Below are 18,164 nucleotides of genomic sequence, written 5' to 3'. Positions count from 1 at the left end.
TGATTGCAGGTTTCGGTCAAACAAAAAGGTCTTAAAAAACGCGCAGATTTGGAAACGTTATAAATAGGATTTGGCACGATATACGAAGTATCCTACCCATTCTTTGATGGCCATAGAGGTTTGGTCTAAAAATCCCGCAGAAGGAATGTAAAGTTCAAATGCCCCTGATTGTAGGTCTGTGGCTCTGTAGTCGGTGGGATAAACCACAAAAGAAATACTTTGTTTTTGAAAACAACCGGCCGCACGTTTCATATGGAATGCAGAAGTCACAAGGATCGCGGATTCTATCTTTTTATCCTGGAGAATCTTTTTTGTTTCAACAGCATTCTCATAAGTGTTTCGCGAATTATTTTCCCAGATTAGGTCTTTTTCAGGAACTCCTAAATCCAAAAACAATTCTTTGGCAAGGTCTGCTTCGCGGTATGTATTGGCAAAGAGAAGACCGGATCCACCAGTAAATAGAATTTTTTTTACTTTTCCTGCTTTGTACATTCGCACAGCGTCTGTTAGTCTGTCAGCCGAGTCAGATAGTTCGGGTCTACCGGGGTGAGCTGAAATGGTTTGGATCATTCCACCTAACACAATCGCAACGTCTGATTTGGGAAGTTCTGCAATGTTTACGGGTGGGTAATCTTTTTCTAGAGTTTGGACTAGAAAGTTGGAAATAAAAGCATTGGAAGCCAAATATAAAAACAAAATAATCTGAAAGAGTCTGTATTTCCCATGCCCTGATTTTGTTTTAAAGATCAAAAGAAGTGCCAAAAGAAAAAAAACAGGAAGAGGATACAGTAAGATGGTGCCAAGTTTGGAGAGAATAAAGAAGATTGAATCCATTGGTGATAGGATTTGTAGGACTAAAAAATCTTACCAGTCTAAATCGGGACCAAGAACTCCTATCCCACTTCCCCAATATTGGGAAGGATGAGGGTAACGTACGGAAATGCCTAAGGGTGAGCGGGAATATTTCCAATCGCGTGCAATTTGTTTTCGTCTTTGGATTTGTTCTTCTGGAATAGAAGTTTCCATTGTGTTTAAATACTGTTTGGTGAGTTCCACCCATTCTTTGATGGCGGCAGGATTTTGTTTTTTTAAATCTTGGATGAGAATCCTGAGTTCGAATTCTGCATCTTCCCTTAGGTCACGTGCAATTTCCGAAACTTCGGCATTGGCCCCAAAGACAGTTTCGCTCCCTTCCGTACGATCTACAGTATCTCGCCATTTTGCATAGGCAATCATTAGATCTTTTGTCTCATCATACCTAAACATAGTATAAGAAGGATCGTTCCTAATTCTAAAAAACGCAATCGAAAATTCCAAACACCGGAAGTTTGTTTCTGTCTAATCCTCGTGAAGTTCCTATCTTTCCTTTTGTTAGTCTTCTTTTTTTCCCTCTCTTGTTTTACCGATGTGAGTGTTCGCAAATCCCATCACACAGAGAGCGGATATAAAAATCCAAACCCAACCTTCGAAACCAAAGGCCTGTGGAATGTAATCGTTTGGCAATTCCAAAGGTTCCGACTGCCCAATAGTTTGGATCCGGCCGACTATCCCCCGTTTCCCGTTGTTGGAAATGACGGTGTGGAATTGAAGAACAATCCATCCAAACTTTCAGTCACTTGGGTGGGACATGCCACAACCCTCATCCAAATCGATGGAGTGAACATTCTGTCCGATCCCATTTGGAGTGAAAGATGTTCCCCGGTTAGTTTTGTTGGCCCGAAACGTTATACCCCTCCCGGAATCAAAATTGAAGACCTTCCCAAGATAGACATTGTGATTTTATCGCATAACCACTATGACCATACAGATTTACCTACACTCCGGCAACTTGAAGAAAAGTTTCATCCCCTGGTTCTCACTGGGCTTGGTAACAAAAAATTGTTGTTAGGTGAAGGTTTGAAAAATGTGTTGGAGATGGATTGGTGGGATGAAACAAAAGCTTTCGGACTGAATATCACCTTCACTCCTACCCAACATTTTAGCGGGCGGGGTTTGTTTGATCGGAACGAAACTTTATGGGGAAGTTATCTCATTTCGGGGAAAAAGGAAAAAGTCTACTTCGGGGGAGATACCGGATACTACACCCATTTTCGTGAAATTGGTGAGAAGTTTGGGTCGATCGATGTGGCGATTTTACCGGTGGGTGCCACTGAACCTCGGTGGATGATGCAGCCCGTACACGTGGATCCCAAGGAAACAGTGCAGGCCTTTGTCGACCTAAAGGCTAAATATTTGATTCCTATGCATTATATGACCTTTGTTCTCTCGGATGAGCCCCTTGATTCTCCTGTGCCCCGCACTAAAGAGGAGATAAAACGATCGGGAATCTCCGAAGGACAATTCGTTCCTTTAAAAATTGGTGAATCTCGGTTTTTTTAGTTCCACGAGGTTTCTATTTTAGGTAAGCTGTCCTAAAAAAAATAGGATGGTGAGCATGTTGAAGAAGCTTCTCACAACGATAGTATTCCTGGTTTGTTTGTCAGTGACAACAGCGGGTTTATTTGCGGAAGACCCGACTCCGGTTCCGACGCCAACAACCACTCAGGAAGAAACAGGACATTCGTCTCACGGCGAATCAGTACATCAGGAATTACCGTATTGGACGGTCTTACCTTTTGTTGCCATTTTACTTTCCATTGCAATCTTGCCGGTTGCCTCTCACAAAACTTCTCATTGGTGGGAAGACAATAATAACAAATTGATCCTTGCTGTGGGACTGGGAGCCATTTCTTTTGTGGTTCTTCTTGTTTATGGTTATAGCCATAATATTGTTCATACAGTTTTCTTTGATTATATCCCTTTTATCATTTTACTCGGATCTTTGTTTTATATTTCCGGTGGGATTGTAATCAAGGGTGATATTCATGCAACACCACTCAATAACACATTGTATTTGTTAATTGGTGCTGGTCTTGCTTCTTTTATTGGAACTACAGGTGCTTCCATGTTACTCATTCGTCCTTTGTTAAAAACAAATAGCGAAAGAAAACATGTGGTTCACACAGTTGTGTTTTTTATCTTCCTTGTTTCTAACATTGGTGGATCTTTAACACCACTCGGTGACCCTCCACTTTTCCTTGGTTATTTGAAAGGAGTTCCTTTCACTTGGACATTTAAGTTATTACCTGAGATGCTCGTGGCAGTTTCTATTTTACTTGTTGTGTATTTCGTTTGGGATACGATCGCCTATAAAAAAGAAACCAAAAAAGATCTAAAGAAAGACGATAAACTCGCTACTCCTTTTTCTATTGGTGGTCAAGTGAACTTCATTTGGTTACTCGGTGTGATTCTTGCAGTTGCATTTTTAAACAGTAACTACATTCCAGAAATCAACAATACTCCAACTCTTGGATTTATCCGTGAAGCAGTATTACTGGTTCTCATTGGTCTTTCTAAGTTTACTTCCAAAGAAGAAGACCGAAAGTTTAACAACTTTACCCTTCATCCAATCCAAGAAGTGGCATACCTTTTCATCGGTATTTTCATTACGATGATTCCGGCTCTTGTACTTCTCGAAGCACATGGTAAGGAACTTGGGGTTACTCAACCTTGGCAGTTTTTTATTGCAACAGGAGCTTTCTCTTCTGTCTTAGACAATGCGCCAACTTACCTCACCTTTGGTTCGTTAGCTTCTGGACTTCTCACTCCAGCGGGTGCAGCAAGCCCTCTCACTCTCGGCCAATTCATTGGAAATGTCCAAGCGGAAGAAATTCTAAAAGCCATTTCTGTTGGTGCGGTGTTTATGGGTGCGAATACTTATATCGGTAACGCTCCTAACTTTATGGTGAAATCCGTTGCCGAAGAAAACAAAGTAAAGATGCCATCCTTTGGTGGATACTTAGCATACTCTATGGGAATTTTAGTTCCTGTGTTTATCCTAATAACTTTCGTATTCTTTGTTTAAAATTTAAAATGGACCGGGGAGTTTTCCCCGGTTTTCCTCTCTCGCATTCCCATCACATCCCCCGAATTCAAGTTTTACTCTGAACCCAGCTCTTTGGCAGTGATTCCTTTCTTCACGAGAACTAATTTCTTCATCTAACAACTGTTTTAATATCTGCGATAGAAAGAATCTACTAAGGGTATTGTTTGCTATGATTTTGAAAGAGAGAAGAAGTCTGGACTGTAATATCCAGACTTAAAAAAGGAAGGAAATGATTGGGAAGGGGTTACTTTTTCTCTTGTAAGGATTCCAATTTGTTCAGACCAAATCCAAGAACCAGTCCAAAAACAAGGGCTGCGAGTGGGATTTGTGCTTCTTCAAAATCTTTAGGCAAAACATTCTTTGCCGTCGCAATTTGGATGTCTCGTTTCACTTCGCCTGATCTACCAACAATGGATTGACCATTTGCATAATCTTTGAAAGGCCAAAGGATAAAAAATGATCCGAGGATGAGGCCAAGGAGGAAAGTCATTGTGTGCGACTTATATTTTACAAATAACCATTTTACAAAATGAGTGAAAATAAGAAGTCCCAGTAAACATCCAATCGCAAAAGCTCCGAGGAAAACAATAGAACTTGGTTCGAGGATGGTAGAAAGTTTTCCAATCACAATCTGATATTCACCTAACACAAGCATGATGTAGGATCCCGAGATTCCGGGAAGAATCATGGCTGAAATCGCAATGGCTCCTGTTAAAAATGCAATCAAAGGATTTTCAGAACCTGTTGTATCTCCCATAAAGAAACTAGGAACAATGGTAAGGAGGATTCCCGGAATGAGAAATAACCATACAAAGAAACTATGTTTTTCGATGAGTTTGTAAGGAACGGCTAGGGAAGGGAAGATCAGTCCAATAAAAAGTGCAAGTGTTGCTTGTGGATGGTTTTGGAGTAAAAACTGAATGAGTTTCGCACCAGAGATCACAGAAAGTAAAAGACCAATTCCCAGGAACACAAGGAACCAAAAATCGATTCGTTTCATTTCTGCTGCAAAACGTTGTCTTACATCTTCTTTCCAAAATCCAAACACTAATGCGAGTGAAACTTTGATGGTATCTAGGTTTAGAGAAGTGATGGCAGTGATGAGCCTGTCATATAACCCGAGGATGAGTGCAAAAGTCCCTCCGGAAACACCGGGAATGAGGTTGGCAATCCCGATGAGAAAGCCATTGAGAAGGCAGAATAAAATTTCTTTTTTCGATAGAGGCATAAAGGAAAGGATGGGAGTCCGAAGACTTTATGCAAGGTTTTTTCTGGGTACAAAGATCCAGAGGATACCATAACTAAAGGCAGAAAACAAAAAGAGAAGGAGAAGAATCAAACTGTTGGGAACACCATAGGTTTTTAATACAAAATGGAAACAAACTAAGGTGAAGTTGAGGGTTGAAAAAATACCTAATGACCCAATTTTTCCTAACTTGGTTTCAGTGATCCTTTGGTAGAGATGTTCCCGATGTGCTGAGAATAAATGTTTCTTTTGGAAAAATCGTTTGATGAGAATAAAAATTCCATCCAACCAGAAATAAGGGAATAGATAAAAATAATATGTGGCATCCCAAACTTCCGATTTTGGTTCCGTCCATTTCCCAACAAACAAAGGTAATGCCATTACAAAAAATCCTAAGGCCAATGACCCACTATCTCCCATAAATAGTTTTGCTTTTGGAAAATTATAAAATATAAATCCGAACATGGAAACAAAAAGAATCAGATAAAAACTATAACCAAAGTTTCCCACTGCGAAAAAATTGGGGAAAATAAAGGCCAAAGAAAAATAAGATAAAAAGATGGTTGTGACCAAATACCAATCCATTCCATCCATAAAGTTTACGAGGTTCACTGCAAATACGAGAAAGATAGTAAGACCCATTATTTGTATGAACTTCGGAATGGAAGCCAAATGAAAATACGTGATCTCTGAATTGGTCCAATAAAGAAAAACGGCCACTAAGGTTAGTTCCAAGAACAATCGAAGTTTGGGGCTGAGATGATACAAATCATCGATGAGTCCTAGGATACAAAAAAGAAAAATGCCAGCTAACAAAAGATATATGTCCATTCTTTGGATTGGATCTGCGGGAAGGGGGAGAAGTTCTCCCATTTGCGGGCAAAAGAGGAGAAAAAGAGTCGCGATTAGAAACAGAGGGATAAAAAACATGCCCCCAGATTTTTTCGTGACCACGTCGTGCAGACTTCGTTCGTTTGGCACATCTTTGACCCCAAAACGGGAATAGACATAGAATGAATGTAAAATGAGGCTAAGAATCGCGAGAATGGCAATCATAAGAGGTAAAAAAGAGACCATTTTCGTAAAGTTTATGGGTTAGGGGTGTTTTGGCAGTTTTTTATTGCAAAATTCCGTCCCTCTTCGATGTTTAATTTATGTTTCAGGGCGTTTATACCGCGGTCATCACCCCCTTCCGCCAGGGGAAAATCGATTATGATAGTTATTTTAAAATCCTAGAAAACCAGATCCGCTCCGGCGTGGCGGGTGTGGTTCCTTGTGGGACAACGGGAGAATCTCCTACCCTTTCTTACGAGGAACATAAGGAACTCATCCAAAAGACCGTAAAAGTTGTCGCCGGAAAAATCCAAGTCATTGCAGGCACTGGCTCTAATTCCACAAAAGAGGCCATTGAACTCACTGAGTCTGCTTGCGCGGATGGAGTGGATGGAATTCTTTCCGTGAATCCTTATTACAACAAACCCACTCAGGAAGGGATGTTTCGTCATTTTACAGAAATTGCTAATGTATCTTCCAAACCGGTGATATTGTACAACATTCCAGGAAGAACCAATGTGAATTTACTTCCTGAGACGGTAGCAAGGCTTTCGGCTCACCCACAAATCGCCGCCATCAAAGAAGCAACTGGTGATTTGGGTCAAATGGCAAAGGTCATTGCCGCTACACCGTCTGACTTTGATTTGTTGTCTGGTGATGATAACCTAACTTTGCCAGTTTTATCCATTGGTGGCAGGGGAGTTGTTTCTGTAGTCTCCAATCTTTTTCCACGCGCTTGTGTGGATATGGTCTCACTATACTTACGCGGTGACCTAGAAGCATCTAAAAAGATTTATTACAAACTCCTTCCTGTGTTTATCAATGCCTTCATTGAAACCAATCCCATCCCCATCAAAGCGGCCATGAGTTGGTTTGGGTATTGTGAAAATGAACTTCGTCTTCCAATGACTTCTTTGTCCGAAGGTTCTCCTGCAGATGCTTTCAAAAAAACAGTATTCCAACTCAAAGAGGAAGGCATTGTCTAAAATCAAAGTTGGTGTCATCGGCGCTGGGGGAAGGATGGGGAAGGCCATCATCCAAGTCCTTTCCCTTTCCAAAAAATCAGAGTTAAGTGCTGCTGTCGTGAGAGAAGGTGCCGTGTATGCAGGATTTGATTCGGGAAATCATGCCGGCATCAAAGAAACGGGAATTTTACTTTCGACCGACTTACAGAAAGCATGTGAGACTTCTGATGTCCTCATTGATTTCAGTACCCATACTGGATTTGAATCCATTTTGAATTCTGCCTTAGCCAATAAAAAACCATTGGTGATTGGAACCACGGGACTTACTGATTCGGATAAGGCTCTCATCCAATCGGCCGCAACCTCCATCCCGATTGTATTTTCCCCCAACATGTCGGTTGGTGTGAATCTGCTCTTTAAATTAACAGAGATCGCAGCAAAAGTTTTAGATGAAGACTTTGATATCGAAGTTCTCGATATCCATCATCGTCATAAAAAAGATGCACCTTCGGGAACGGCTATGTATTTAAAAGAGGTTCTTTTGAATGCAACTAAACGTTCGGAAGAAAATGTCATTTACGGTCGTCATGGAATGTATTCCGAAAGAGACCAAAAAGAAATCGCTATGCATACAATGCGAGCTGGCGAAGTGGTTGGTGAACATACCGTATATTTTTTAAGTGCAGAAGAACGAATTGAAATCACACACAAGGCTCAAGATCGTAAAACCTTTGCCACTGGTGCTGTAAAAGCTGCCGAATTTTTGCACGGAAAATCCAAAGGTCTTTATAATATGTTTGATGTGTTAGGATTATAAATTGGATTTTTTTCGAGGATTATACATCATTCCATGGAGTAAAAATTATATCTCCATATCTTTAGATGTTTTAATCGTCGCATTTTTAATTTATAAAACTTATACAACACTTCGTAGAACACGAGGGATTCAACTTTTACTAGGTGTGGGAATCATTTGGATTTCCGGAAGCCTTGCCGAGTATTTAGGTTTTGAACTTCTGGAGTGGATCCTAACGAACATTCGTCCAGCTTTAGTTTTTGCGATCATTGTCCTTTTGCAACCGGAACTTCGTCGTTTGACCGGCGATTTAGCACGCATTCGCCTACTTCGATTGTTCTTTCTGAAACCTACTTTTGATCTTGATCCTATTGTCGAAGCAGTTCGGGTCATGTCACAAGAAAAAACAGGATCCATCATCGTACTTGTCAAAGACATTAGTTTAAAAGATATCTCTGAAAACGCTGTGCCAATGGATGCACAAGTGACATCTGAAGTTTTACAAACTATCTTTTTTAAAAATTCACCTCTACACGATGGAGCTGTGATCATAGAACAAAACCGAATTGTTTGTGCGGCCTCTTATCTACCAATGAGTAGTTCGGTGGAAATTGCAACACTCGGTGCAAGGCATAGATCCGCTTTGGGGCTTTCGGAAGAAACAGATGCCATCATCATCGTAACGTCTGAAGAAACAGGTGATATTACTATTTGTTATGAAGGGGAAATGTTACATCCGGTAAAACCTCTCGAACTCAAAGCACTTGTCAGTAGCCTAATGACTGGAACCCGAAGGTCAAAAGATGAATCTCTTCGTAAACCCAAAGAGAAAGATACGGGTGTCAGTATATGATTTTAAAGTTACTTGGGAAAATTTCCAGAAACTGGAAGGCAAAATTAGTTTCTTTGATCATTGCTAGTATTTTTTACGTAAACCTCCAGAATTCGAAGGTTTTGATTAAAACAATTAACGTTCCTGTCGACTATCCAAAGTTATCCGGTAATTTAAACTATTCTAAAAACCCAGAAAAAACCATTCCTATTCGTGTGGAAGGTTTGAAAGACGTTGTAAATTATTATTCACAGTTTATGAAAGCTGTGATTGATCCAGAAGATGTTCAACTCGGAGTGACAGAAGTTCCAATTAAAAAAATTGTTGGGGTTCCGAGTGGAGTTAAGGTTACCAAACTTAAAAAAACTGTACCTGTTGAAATTGAATCTCGTGGATTAAAAGTAGTTCCATTAGAAGTTGTTTTTGAAGGAGCACCGCCAGCTAACTTTGAAAAGTTGACTCAAATTGTGAGTCCTCAGAAAATTACACTCAGTGGAAAACCGCAGGATTTGGAAAAAATTACCAAAGTAATTTTGCCTGAAATTTCACTTATGGATAAAAAGGAACCATTTGCAAAAACGGTTCGAATTCCAGAACTTCCCAAAGGTGTGAGTGTTCTTGGATCCCGGGATGTCACTGTGAATGTAAATATCATTCCTTTGTCGTATAAAACAGGAGAACAGACTGCCGCAGGGATTCCTATTGTTTGTTCGGGTTCAGATGTTAGGTTAGATGCAGAACTTTCTGAAGAACAAGTTGCCATCCGTTATTTTTCTCTCAAACCCATTCGGTCGGCGCAGATTCTTACGGGAATTACTGCCCAAGTTCCTTGTAATTATATCTTTGATCCTGTCAAAAATAAAATCATTCCCGAATTACAGCCGCAAGTTGCCAAAGTTCGGATCATCAAAAGTAAAGATTTAAAAGGGATTGAGATTTTACAAATCAGTCCTGAGAAAATTGAAATTCGTTATAAAGTGAAAGAACAACAAAACCCAGATTCCGACCCCACTGATGATGGAACCGGAATGGATGGCCCGGGTAATGTTCCTTCCGACAGGTCTTAAGTTTTATTTTAAAAACTCGTAGATTTCTTTAAAACTCTCTTCTGGGTTTTCCCATTGAGGATAATGTCCAATTGTTTCCCAACGAATCAGTTTTTTGTTTTTGATTGGAAGTTTTTCAATTTCATCTGCTAGGTGACGACCACTTACTGGATCCTCCGCTCCATTGATAAAAAGGAGGGGAACTTCTGTTTGTAAGAGGGCATTTTTCCATCGTTCCCCATGTAACCTTCTTTCTTTAATGTATTTCAGAAGTTTATGAGGGATTAAAACTTTATTGGGATAAGTGATGAGTTTCCAAAGTACAGAAATTTCTTTGTCGTTTGGTTTTGTGTTTTTTCCAAATACTTGTGCAAAAGCCACTCCAAACTTTTTTTCATCATAAAACTTTGAAAGAATAGCACCTAAGATTGGTGTTGCGAGAAGTTTTTGTTTGAATGTAGGTCTGTGGAGATGGGGGAAAAGTCCTCCATTCATAAATACAGCTCCATCAATTTCATACTTACGATCCGCGCGTTCTAAGTGCCTTGCTAAAATTTCTTGGCCCACACTCACTGCATAATCATGAAAAACAAATTTCACTCTTCGTAGTGCATTCTTTTCGATAAAGTTTTCTATAATATCTGTTTGTTCAATGAGTGTGTATTTATGTTTTTTTGGTTTGGAAGAATATCCGAATCCTAAAAAATCAATTGCGATTGTATTGAAGTAACGGGAAAGGCCATTAAAAATTTTGGAATAGTCCCAAGAGGAAGTAGGGAATCCATGCAATAGGATTAAGTTTTGTCCTCGTCCTTCTTGGATAAAGAAGATTTGAAACTTCTTATATTCGAAAAATTTGCCAGCTGCCAACCATTCTGTTGCGTTCTTTTTTGGAAAGTTTAGATCCACCATATCCGACATAGCACAATAAAAGAGGAAGTGAGTCAAATAGAAGAATTTGCTACTTTCTGATTTCCCGAAAGCCGATCTTTAAAGAGATGGAATCATACCCTCTCATTTATTTTATAAAACCTGAAGGAACCATATCCGATTGGGAATATTTTTGGCATCAGATCCCTTATGGAGCGCCGGGGATCCTTACTTTTTTTGTTGGAGTTTTTTTAAGTTACTTTGCCTTCCAAAAATTTCGCAAAGCAGAGGTTGATACTAAATTTTTTCATTTAAACCTTACCATTTCTTTTATTAGTTTTGGATCTGTTGGGCTTGTGTTAACAACAAGAGCTTGGATTCAGGATGTAAATACATTAGTTTTTTGGAATGATCTACTATACTTTCTTGTCGCCCCATTAGCCCCAACAGCATTTTATTTGGCCTATCATATGACAGGCAAACAAAGTAAGTTGTTATTGTATTATTCTTATCTTTGTTGGTTTGCAAGTTTTGTTTTGTATTTTGGTGTTCTGATTGGGAAAGGATTTGAAACCACTGTTTTCGAATTCACTTTTGGGAAGTATCCAAGAGGAAGTTCTTTTGTTCGGCCTTGGGGAATTTTAGCACCATTAGGGTATTTCTTTTTAATTTTACCTTCGTTTATCAAACATTACCAATACATTCGTAAACATTACCATCTTACATTATTCCATGGAGTGAATTTACTTTTTTTACTCACAACGATGAATGCACCCAGTATCCTTGGGTTCAAAGTTTATCCGGGTGGATTCTTTTTATTCATTCCAATGTTACTTGTGGCATACGGTGTTTTTCGTTCTGACTTTTTTGATGTGAACGAACTTCTATTCCAGAAGAATGGGATGTTTTACTTTTTATTTGCACTTCTCTCTTTTGTTTTAATCTTTATTTCTTTTGGTGTCTCTTTTGGACTTTCACCCGATGCTTATGAATCGGCAAAATGGTATCCTTGGGGGATTCCTCCCGTTATATCAGTGTTTGGTGCCGTGTTCCTTTCTATCATTGTGGCCGGTGCCAATCCCTCAGCAAGGATCAATCAACTTTGTGCCTTTGCTCTCATCCTTACTGGATTTTATGTCATTCAGTCGGTTCCTTTAAAACTAAATATATCTTATGTTGTGCAACTTCGCATTTCGCAAATGACCTTTGTCGCTTTTGCCTTTGCTCCAAGTATCATGGTGCGTTTGGTATTTGAAGCCATCGGTCAAAAATCTCCAAAATGGGTGCAAGGGATTGATTTTCTTTGTGTGAGTGCAGCGATTCTTGCTCCTTCTCCTTATTTATTTGTAGGATATTTTGATTATCCTTGGTCGAGAGTCCATCATGGTGGTCCCGCTGAGTTACTCGTTGGTATGAATGGTGCCATTGCTTTAATTTTGGTGCTTGTGACTTTTTTAAGAAACAAAGGTTATATCAACTTTGCATCTAAATGGATCATAGGATCTTTTTTATTGTCCGCTGCTTTGTTATTAGCGGCCCTTTTGCCGAGCCATGGTTTCCCAATTTATCCAATTGCGGACTTTCAATTCATTCCGGCATTTTTACTTGGTTATGCGGTGCTCCGACATGGTGCATTGTCATTGGAAGGAAGAACCATCCAACTCAGTCAAAGACTTGCCAACTTAGGTCTCATTACCATGGCCATTGCTGCGATACTATATTTCCCTCTCATCCGTGAACAATATGGAGTGGGAGAATCGGCATTTCATTTAACAATGATTGTTTTGCCACTCGTTTTGTTTAATTACTTAGTGGTTTACATCATGTCTCGTCCTTTGGCAGAAGAACTTGATATCAGTTATTTCCTATTGGATTTGGAGAAACAAAAGGCAGATGAAGAAAGAGAAAAAGCTCTCATTGCTCAGGATAAAGCAGAAGAGGCAATGGAGGAATCCGAAAAATTACTTCTCAACATTTTGCCTTATAAGGTAGCTCAAGAACTCAAACAAAAGGGAAGTGTGACACCTTCTCGAATCGAAAACGTAACAGTCCTTTTTACTGACTTTAAAGGATTCACTAAGGTTGCCGAAGGTATGGATGAACAAAGTCTGATTGAGGAACTCGATGCCTGTTTCACTCAGTTCGATGAAATCATTCTTAGAAACAATTTAGAAAAATTAAAAACCATTGGTGACAGTTATATGTGTGCCGGTGGACTTCCTGTAGAAAATAGAACCAGTGCCATTGACGCTTGTTTGGCGGCATTAGAAGTGCAAAGTTTTATGAACCAGTTAAAAGAAATCAAAACGGCTCTAAACCTACCATTTTGGGAACTGAGACTTGGCCTTCATACTGGCCCCGTGGTGGCAGGAGTTGTGGGACGATTTAAGTTTGCTTATGACATTTGGGGAGATACGGTCAATACGGCTTCGCGAATGGAGTCCGGTGGGGAAACAGGAAAGATCAATGTTTCTAAAGAAACCTATGAGTTAGTGAAGTATTTTTTTGTTACGGAATACAGAGGGAAGATTCACGGAAAAAATAAAGGTGAGTTGGATATGTATTTTGTTCACCGCCTAAGGCCTCGTTATTCGCAAGACCCTGATGGGAAGGCACCGAATCAGTATTTCCGGGAAGTGTATTCCCGGATCTCTCATGGTGCCAATATTCGTTGGAAGAGCGAAGTTTAGTGTTTTAAGTTTGTTCTTCCTCGGCAAGCCAAGTGCGTAGTAGCTGTGCCACATCTTCTGGTTTTTCTTTTGCCAAGTTGATTGCGTTTTCTAAAAGTTCGCGTCTTAGTTTTTCGTCGAGGGAGAGTTCGACTTCCGCTCCCCCTTCGTCCATCACTCGAAGAGCCGCTTCTCTCATCATTTGTTGTTGAGCAGCAAGTTCTTCTTCTCTGAGTCTTCTTCTTCTTGCGATTTCTTTTTTGATCGCACGGTAAACTAAGATCGCAAGGATAAGTAAAATAAGAATTACAAGGGAAGCAATCACCATATTGCGGATGGCTCTTTGTTTTTGAAACTCTTCATCTTCGGCACGGAACTGTTCCGTTCTATCTTTAGGAATGGTAATGACACTGATTTGGTCACCACGTGATCTTGTATAACCAATCGCTGCTTCTAAGTTTTTACGAACGAGTTTTAGATCCCCTTCTGCAACTGGAATGTACTTTCTATCATATCCCATTCCATCTTCTCTTTCTTTTCGTTCCCAAACACCATCTACAACAACAGAGAGTCCAATCTTTTCAATTTTCCAAGGTTGGCGTTTGATATCTTTCACACGTTTGTTGAATTCGTAGTTATTGATATTTTCGTCTTTGGAATATTCGGCTTTTTGGTAGTCTGTGTCTTTGTATCCAGGAGGAAGGTTTGGTTCTGTACCAGCAGGGCCATCAGGAGTGAATCCACGTCCCTTAAAAGATTCTTTTGTTTCTTTGGAAGATACTTTTAAGGAATATCCATCCACCAACTTTCTTTCGTTATATGGTGTATCAGGGTTATCTTCTTCCGCAACCACAGGTAATACTTCATTTTCTGTTAAGGATTCTTGGTCCCAATTGAAAGAATATTCAAAACGTGTGATATCAACACGGTCTTCACCACCCAAATACCAACGAAGGGTATTGCGAATGTCGATGAGTCTTTTGACTCGTTCTTCTTCTTCAATTCTAAGTTTTTCTTGGACGATACGAAGTTCTAATCTTTCTTTTTCTAAATCTTCTTCAAAGTCAGAAATGATTTTACCATCGGGATCGGCAACACTTACGTTTTCTGGTTTTAACTTAGGAACAGCACGTGCAACTAAGTTCACAATCCCTTTGATTTCTTTTTTACTCATTCCTTCCACACCAGGTTTGAAGTGTAAAATCACACTGGCTTTGACAGGATAGGAATTGGATTCAAAAAGATCTCCTTCGGGGATGGCAATGTTGACATCGGATCTTTCAATGGGTCTTAAGGTATTGAGTGATTTTTCAATCGCACCTTTGAGAGCTCTGTACTTTTTAATGTCTTTGTCGAATTGGGTCTCTGTAAATTTTTCGATGTCGAATAATTCCCAACCTGTGACACCAGCAGGAATCAAATTTTCTTGTGCAAGTTTTGTGACGATCTCTTGTCTTTGTTCGGGATCAACAGTGATGAGACTTGTTTCACTCGACCCATAAGAATAACCGAGAGCATCCAGTTTTTTGGTTACTTCTGAAAAGTCTTTGGAATCCAAATCCTTAAAGAGAACCACTCGGTTTCGTTGTGACGAGACGTTGGATAAGATGATGACTGCCACCACCACAACGGCGAGCACACCACCCAAAATCATTTTTTTGGTTTTATCGAGTTTGTTTAACAACTCTTTGAGATTATCGATGATCTTTTGCAGTGGTTCAGGCATAGTACGGGCCTCGTCGAGATTTGAGACATAATCTCTCGGCAAATCCGAAATGTACAAGTACTTTTCGGGAGTAGGCGGAAATTAAGGGGGATTTCGGTTAGGATTCGCATTGACATCTTTTTTGTGTGATTACATTGTAATTACAATGAAAGCGGCAGTCATACAAATCGGAAATTCGAAAGGAATCCGAATTCCCAAAACAGTTTTAGCGGAATGTCAGATAGAAGATGAAGTCGATCTACTGGTAGAGGACAATAAAATCATCATCACGCCGGTTAAAAGCAAACCGCGAATGGGTTGGGAAGACCAATTCAAAGCGATGGCAAAAGGAAACGAGGATGAGTTACTCATTCCAGATTCTATTGATTTGAATTCACAGGATTGGGAATGGTAATCAAACAATACGAAATATACTTAATCAATTTAGATCCAACCGTTGGAATTGAAATTCAAAAATCTAGACCTTGTATTGTGATCTCGCCTAATGAAACGAATCAGTTCATTGGAACTGTGATGATTGCGCCGATGACAACCGCTTCTAAAAGTTATCCCACAAGAGTGGCGCTAACCTTTCAGGGGAAAAACGATTCTGTCGTTTTAGACCAAATCAGAACTGTTGATAAATCCAGGTTAGTCCAAAAACTAGGGACAGCAGATTCTAAAACCATTCAGAAAATTAAAAAAGTCATAAAAGAAATGTTAGTCGATTAGACTGAAATTTTCTTTTACGACTCTTAAACCAAATTTTTTATGCCACACCTTCCACTTTTTGGAACACACGATCAAATCGTTTGAGGGCATCATCAATCACCGCATCTGTATCGGAAGCACTGGTATAAAGTCTACTTCCTGCAAGAGTCACAAGACCTTCCGACATATACGCCGCACCCATTTCTTCCATCGCATGTTTTCTTTTATGTGCTTCGGCAATGGTTTTTTTGATGGTCCAGAACTTCTTGATATTGATATCGAGTAACATCGTTCCAACGGTTTCTAAGTGGCAAATGGAACCTTGGTTGAAAGCAACAAAAGGAAGGTCATACTTTTTGATTAGTTTTTGTAATCCTTTTGTGAGTCTGTCACCAGCCCTTCCTGATTTTTCAAGAGCTCCTGTTTTTTCCATTTCACAAAGTGTAAAGTAACCGGCAGCAGAACTGAGTGGGTTTGCGGCCATCGTTCCACCGATTAACGCCTTTTTGGTGCCAGTTTGTAATCCAGCAGAGACATACTTCATGTATTCTTTTTTACCACCAAGTCCACCAGCTGATGGATATCCACCTGCCACTACTTTACCGAAGATCGTAAGATCAGGATCCACACCGAAATAACCTTGGGCACCGCTAAGACCAATGCGGAAGGCAGTCACCACTTCATCAAAAATCAGAAGGGCACCATACTTATCGCAAAGTTCTCTCACTCCTTTGTTGAAATTGAGATCAAGAGGTCTTGTTCCACTTTCTGGTCCTACTGGTTCAATGAGAACGGCAGCAGTGCCACCAAATAAACGATTTCGTTTGAGAACCGACTCTAAAGCGTTCAAATCGTTCGGATAAAATTCTTGTGTGTATTTGAAAATGGATTTAGGAACTCCATTGGCTTCGAAATGTCTTGTGCCAGGAATCCGAAGACCATAAGCCAATTGATCACTCCAACCGTGATAAGCGCCACCCATCTTCACGATGTTCTTTTTCTTTGTCGCAAGCCTTGCGACACGAATGGATGCCATACAAGCTTCGGTTCCCGAGCCAAGCATTCGAAACATTTCGACGGAAGGAACTAACTCTACAATTTTTTCGGCTAACTTATATTCGTATTCATGAAAAAGACCAGTCACAGGGCCTGTTGTATTGAGAAGTTCGATGACTTTTTTGCGAACAATGTTTGGATTACTTCCGAGAACGGTGGGCCCACCTGCTTGTAAAAAATCGATATATTTGTTTCCATCTAAATCATAGAGATAAGCACCCGATGCTTCTGTGAATACAAGAGGGAATGGATGGTTGAAGGAAAGATTGTGTTGGACCCCGCCAGGAATGTATTCCGAAGCCTTCGTGATCATGGCTTTGGACTTACTGCATTTTTTATCGAAGTAATTATGAATGATGTCCTCCATCGCGTCTTTACGAATGGAGCGGATCGGAAGGGAAATTAATTTCCTTAGGTCTTTGTAGATCTGGTCTACGTTCGGGTATTCGTTCATGGAAAAGCCTTGGGCCATATAATCTTTCCTCTTCCGGGTCTTTTTTCTTGACAATGAGTGAGTTATCACTCATTGTCAAGAAGGAATTCATAAAATTGATCGAGATTGACGGATTCTTTGGAAAATTGCATAAATTTCCTGGAGAAATCCAGCCTTTTTCGTTTATTGGACGGGGATAGATATGGTAACGAAGCATTTTAATGATAGTTTTGAACGAATTTCCGAAGAAAAGAGAAATCGGATTTTATCGACAGCCATTTCTGAATTCGCCAATCGCGGGTTTACGAGCGCCAATACCAATACCATTGCTCAAAAAGCCGGAATCAGCGTTGGATCTCTCTATAAATACTTTGAAACCAAAGAAGATTTTTTTCTTACCGTTGTGGATCATGGAATCACCCAATTAGAAAAAACCTTAGAGTCTGTTCTTTCTATGGATCTGGATTTGTTTGGGAAAATTGAAAAAATCATTCGTATCATCCAAACCCATTCGCGGATCAACCAAGACATCATTCGCCTCTACAATGAAATGACAACAGAAAGTAATTATGAACTCATCACTCGTTTGTCAGGTGAGTTAGAATCATTATCTGCAAAATGTTATATTGAAATGATTAACCTTGCTAAAAAAGAAGGAACGATAAGTTCGGATGTGGATAGCAACTTGTCTGCTTTTTTACTCGATAATATTTTTATGACACTTCAGTTTTCCTATTCCACAGTGTATTATAAAGAACGAATGAAGATCTATTTGGGTGAAGATATTTTTGATAAGGACGAAGACGTTGTAGCGGGAGTTATGAAAGTCATCCGCAGGGCACTGGGTGGGTGAGAAA

The 18,164-nt window shown here is 39.8% G+C and carries 17 protein-coding genes; 10 read left to right on the top strand and 7 right to left on the bottom strand.

The window, feature by feature from the left end:
• Positions 1–57: 57 nt before the first annotated feature.
• Entirely contained in the window at positions 58–834 is a 777-nt protein-coding gene (locus EHQ16_RS02445) for a YdcF family protein (RefSeq protein WP_135636685.1), read from the bottom strand.
• A gap of 30 nt (positions 835–864) precedes the next feature.
• Positions 865–1,266, bottom strand: coding sequence for a hypothetical protein (locus EHQ16_RS02440; RefSeq protein ID WP_135637330.1), 402 nt, complete (start codon positions 1,264–1,266; stop codon positions 865–867).
• A 102-nt stretch (positions 1,267–1,368) separates the two neighbouring features.
• On the opposite strand from EHQ16_RS02440, the gene EHQ16_RS02435 reads away from it, so the two are divergent.
• Positions 1,369–2,379 carry an MBL fold metallo-hydrolase gene (locus EHQ16_RS02435; RefSeq protein WP_244241894.1) on the top strand — a complete coding sequence of 337 codons (1,011 nt, stop codon included), beginning with the start codon at positions 1,369–1,371 and terminating at the stop codon, positions 2,377–2,379.
• Between the two features lie 58 nt (positions 2,380–2,437).
• Positions 2,438–3,904 (top strand): sodium:proton antiporter, encoded by a 1,467-nt coding sequence (locus EHQ16_RS02430; protein ID WP_208742250.1) that lies wholly within the window; start codon positions 2,438–2,440, stop codon positions 3,902–3,904.
• Between the two features lie 265 nt (positions 3,905–4,169).
• On the opposite strand, the gene EHQ16_RS02425 is transcribed toward EHQ16_RS02430, so the two are convergent.
• A complete protein-coding gene (locus EHQ16_RS02425) occupies positions 4,170–5,153 on the bottom strand; it encodes a DUF368 domain-containing protein (protein ID WP_135636692.1) in 984 nt (327 codons plus the stop codon).
• A gap of 27 nt (positions 5,154–5,180) precedes the next feature.
• Positions 5,181–6,248 (bottom strand): MraY family glycosyltransferase, encoded by a 1,068-nt coding sequence (locus tag EHQ16_RS02420; RefSeq protein ID WP_135636694.1) that lies wholly within the window; start codon positions 6,246–6,248, stop codon positions 5,181–5,183.
• Between the two features lie 77 nt (positions 6,249–6,325).
• On the opposite strand from EHQ16_RS02420, the gene dapA reads away from it, so the two are divergent.
• The 4 genes from dapA to EHQ16_RS02400 are packed head-to-tail and all read left to right on the top strand — an operon-like array spanning position 6,326 to position 9,884.
• The gene (dapA, locus tag EHQ16_RS02415; RefSeq protein WP_135636696.1) at positions 6,326–7,210 is read left to right on the top strand and encodes a 4-hydroxy-tetrahydrodipicolinate synthase; all 885 of its coding nucleotides are present in this window, start codon (positions 6,326–6,328) and stop codon (positions 7,208–7,210) included.
• Entirely contained in the window at positions 7,203–8,006 is an 804-nt protein-coding gene (gene dapB / locus EHQ16_RS02410; protein WP_135636699.1) for a 4-hydroxy-tetrahydrodipicolinate reductase, read from the top strand. The genes dapA and dapB overlap by 8 nt, the downstream gene beginning before the upstream one ends.
• A 1-nt stretch (position 8,007) precedes the next feature.
• Positions 8,008–8,838 (top strand): diadenylate cyclase CdaA, encoded by an 831-nt coding sequence (gene cdaA, locus EHQ16_RS02405; RefSeq protein ID WP_135636701.1) that lies wholly within the window; start codon positions 8,008–8,010, stop codon positions 8,836–8,838.
• Positions 8,835–9,884, top strand: a complete 1,050-nt coding sequence (locus EHQ16_RS02400) for a CdaR family protein (protein ID WP_135636703.1) — start codon at positions 8,835–8,837, stop codon at positions 9,882–9,884. The genes cdaA and EHQ16_RS02400 overlap by 4 nt, the downstream gene beginning before the upstream one ends.
• 3 nt (positions 9,885–9,887) lie before the next feature.
• On the opposite strand, the gene EHQ16_RS02395 is transcribed toward EHQ16_RS02400, so the two are convergent.
• A complete protein-coding gene (locus EHQ16_RS02395; protein WP_244241893.1) occupies positions 9,888–10,811 on the bottom strand; it encodes an alpha/beta fold hydrolase in 924 nt (307 codons plus the stop codon).
• Between the two features lie 50 nt (positions 10,812–10,861).
• Here EHQ16_RS02395 and EHQ16_RS02390 point away from each other — a divergent pair, with 50 nt between their 5' ends.
• Complete coding sequence (locus EHQ16_RS02390) at positions 10,862–13,423, top strand: adenylate/guanylate cyclase domain-containing protein (RefSeq protein WP_135636705.1); 2,562 nt, start codon at positions 10,862–10,864, stop codon at positions 13,421–13,423.
• A 4-nt stretch (positions 13,424–13,427) separates the two neighbouring features.
• Here the strand turns inward: EHQ16_RS02390 and fliF are convergent, their stop codons facing one another.
• Positions 13,428–15,128 carry a flagellar basal-body MS-ring/collar protein FliF gene (gene fliF, locus EHQ16_RS02385; RefSeq protein ID WP_135636707.1) on the bottom strand — a complete coding sequence of 567 codons (1,701 nt, stop codon included), beginning with the start codon at positions 15,126–15,128 and terminating at the stop codon, positions 13,428–13,430.
• Between the two features lie 145 nt (positions 15,129–15,273).
• On the opposite strand from fliF, the gene EHQ16_RS02380 reads away from it, so the two are divergent.
• Positions 15,274–15,522: an AbrB/MazE/SpoVT family DNA-binding domain-containing protein gene (locus EHQ16_RS02380; RefSeq protein ID WP_135637334.1), complete on the top strand. Its 249-nt coding sequence runs from the start codon at positions 15,274–15,276 to the stop codon at positions 15,520–15,522.
• Positions 15,516–15,839 (top strand): type II toxin-antitoxin system PemK/MazF family toxin, encoded by a 324-nt coding sequence (locus EHQ16_RS02375; RefSeq protein WP_135636709.1) that lies wholly within the window; start codon positions 15,516–15,518, stop codon positions 15,837–15,839. The genes EHQ16_RS02380 and EHQ16_RS02375 overlap by 7 nt, the downstream gene beginning before the upstream one ends.
• Positions 15,840–15,876: 37 nt before the next feature.
• On the opposite strand, the gene EHQ16_RS02370 is transcribed toward EHQ16_RS02375, so the two are convergent.
• The gene (locus EHQ16_RS02370; protein ID WP_135636712.1) at positions 15,877–17,346 is read right to left on the bottom strand and encodes an aspartate aminotransferase family protein; all 1,470 of its coding nucleotides are present in this window, start codon (positions 17,344–17,346) and stop codon (positions 15,877–15,879) included.
• A gap of 163 nt (positions 17,347–17,509) precedes the next feature.
• Here EHQ16_RS02370 and EHQ16_RS02365 point away from each other — a divergent pair, with 163 nt between their 5' ends.
• Positions 17,510–18,160 (top strand): TetR/AcrR family transcriptional regulator, encoded by a 651-nt coding sequence (locus EHQ16_RS02365; RefSeq protein WP_135636714.1) that lies wholly within the window; start codon positions 17,510–17,512, stop codon positions 18,158–18,160.
• Positions 18,161–18,164: the final 4 nt, after the last annotated feature.

The sequence above is a fragment of the Leptospira kanakyensis genome (genome assembly GCF_004769235.1).
Taxonomy (GTDB): Bacteria; Spirochaetota; Leptospiria; order Leptospirales; family Leptospiraceae; genus Leptospira_A; species Leptospira_A kanakyensis.
The sequence above is the reverse complement of the archived record's forward strand: the minus strand, read 5'-3'. Positions and strand labels throughout refer to the sequence as shown.

Excerpts from the sequence above, each read along its gene's own strand:
- EHQ16_RS02390 (WP_135636705.1), top strand. The coding sequence starts at position 10,862 with ATGGAATCATACCCTCTCATTTATTTTATAAAACCTGAAGGAACCATA.
- dapA (WP_135636696.1), top strand. The coding sequence starts at position 6,326 with ATGTTTCAGGGCGTTTATACCGCGGTCATCACCCCCTTCCGCCAGGGG.
- EHQ16_RS02365 (WP_135636714.1), top strand. The coding sequence starts at position 17,510 with ATGGTAACGAAGCATTTTAATGATAGTTTTGAACGAATTTCCGAAGAA.
- EHQ16_RS02370 (WP_135636712.1), bottom strand. The coding sequence starts at position 17,346 with ATGGCCCAAGGCTTTTCCATGAACGAATACCCGAACGTAGACCAGATC.
- EHQ16_RS02425 (WP_135636692.1), bottom strand. The coding sequence starts at position 5,153 with ATGCCTCTATCGAAAAAAGAAATTTTATTCTGCCTTCTCAATGGCTTT.
- fliF (WP_135636707.1), bottom strand. The coding sequence starts at position 15,128 with ATGCCTGAACCACTGCAAAAGATCATCGATAATCTCAAAGAGTTGTTA.
- EHQ16_RS02420 (WP_135636694.1), bottom strand. The coding sequence starts at position 6,248 with ATGGTCTCTTTTTTACCTCTTATGATTGCCATTCTCGCGATTCTTAGC.
- EHQ16_RS02445 (WP_135636685.1), bottom strand. The coding sequence starts at position 834 with ATGGATTCAATCTTCTTTATTCTCTCCAAACTTGGCACCATCTTACTG.
- EHQ16_RS02440 (WP_135637330.1), bottom strand. The coding sequence starts at position 1,266 with ATGTTTAGGTATGATGAGACAAAAGATCTAATGATTGCCTATGCAAAA.
- EHQ16_RS02400 (WP_135636703.1), top strand. The coding sequence starts at position 8,835 with ATGATTTTAAAGTTACTTGGGAAAATTTCCAGAAACTGGAAGGCAAAA.
- EHQ16_RS02380 (WP_135637334.1), top strand. The coding sequence starts at position 15,274 with ATGAAAGCGGCAGTCATACAAATCGGAAATTCGAAAGGAATCCGAATT.
- EHQ16_RS02375 (WP_135636709.1), top strand. The coding sequence starts at position 15,516 with ATGGTAATCAAACAATACGAAATATACTTAATCAATTTAGATCCAACC.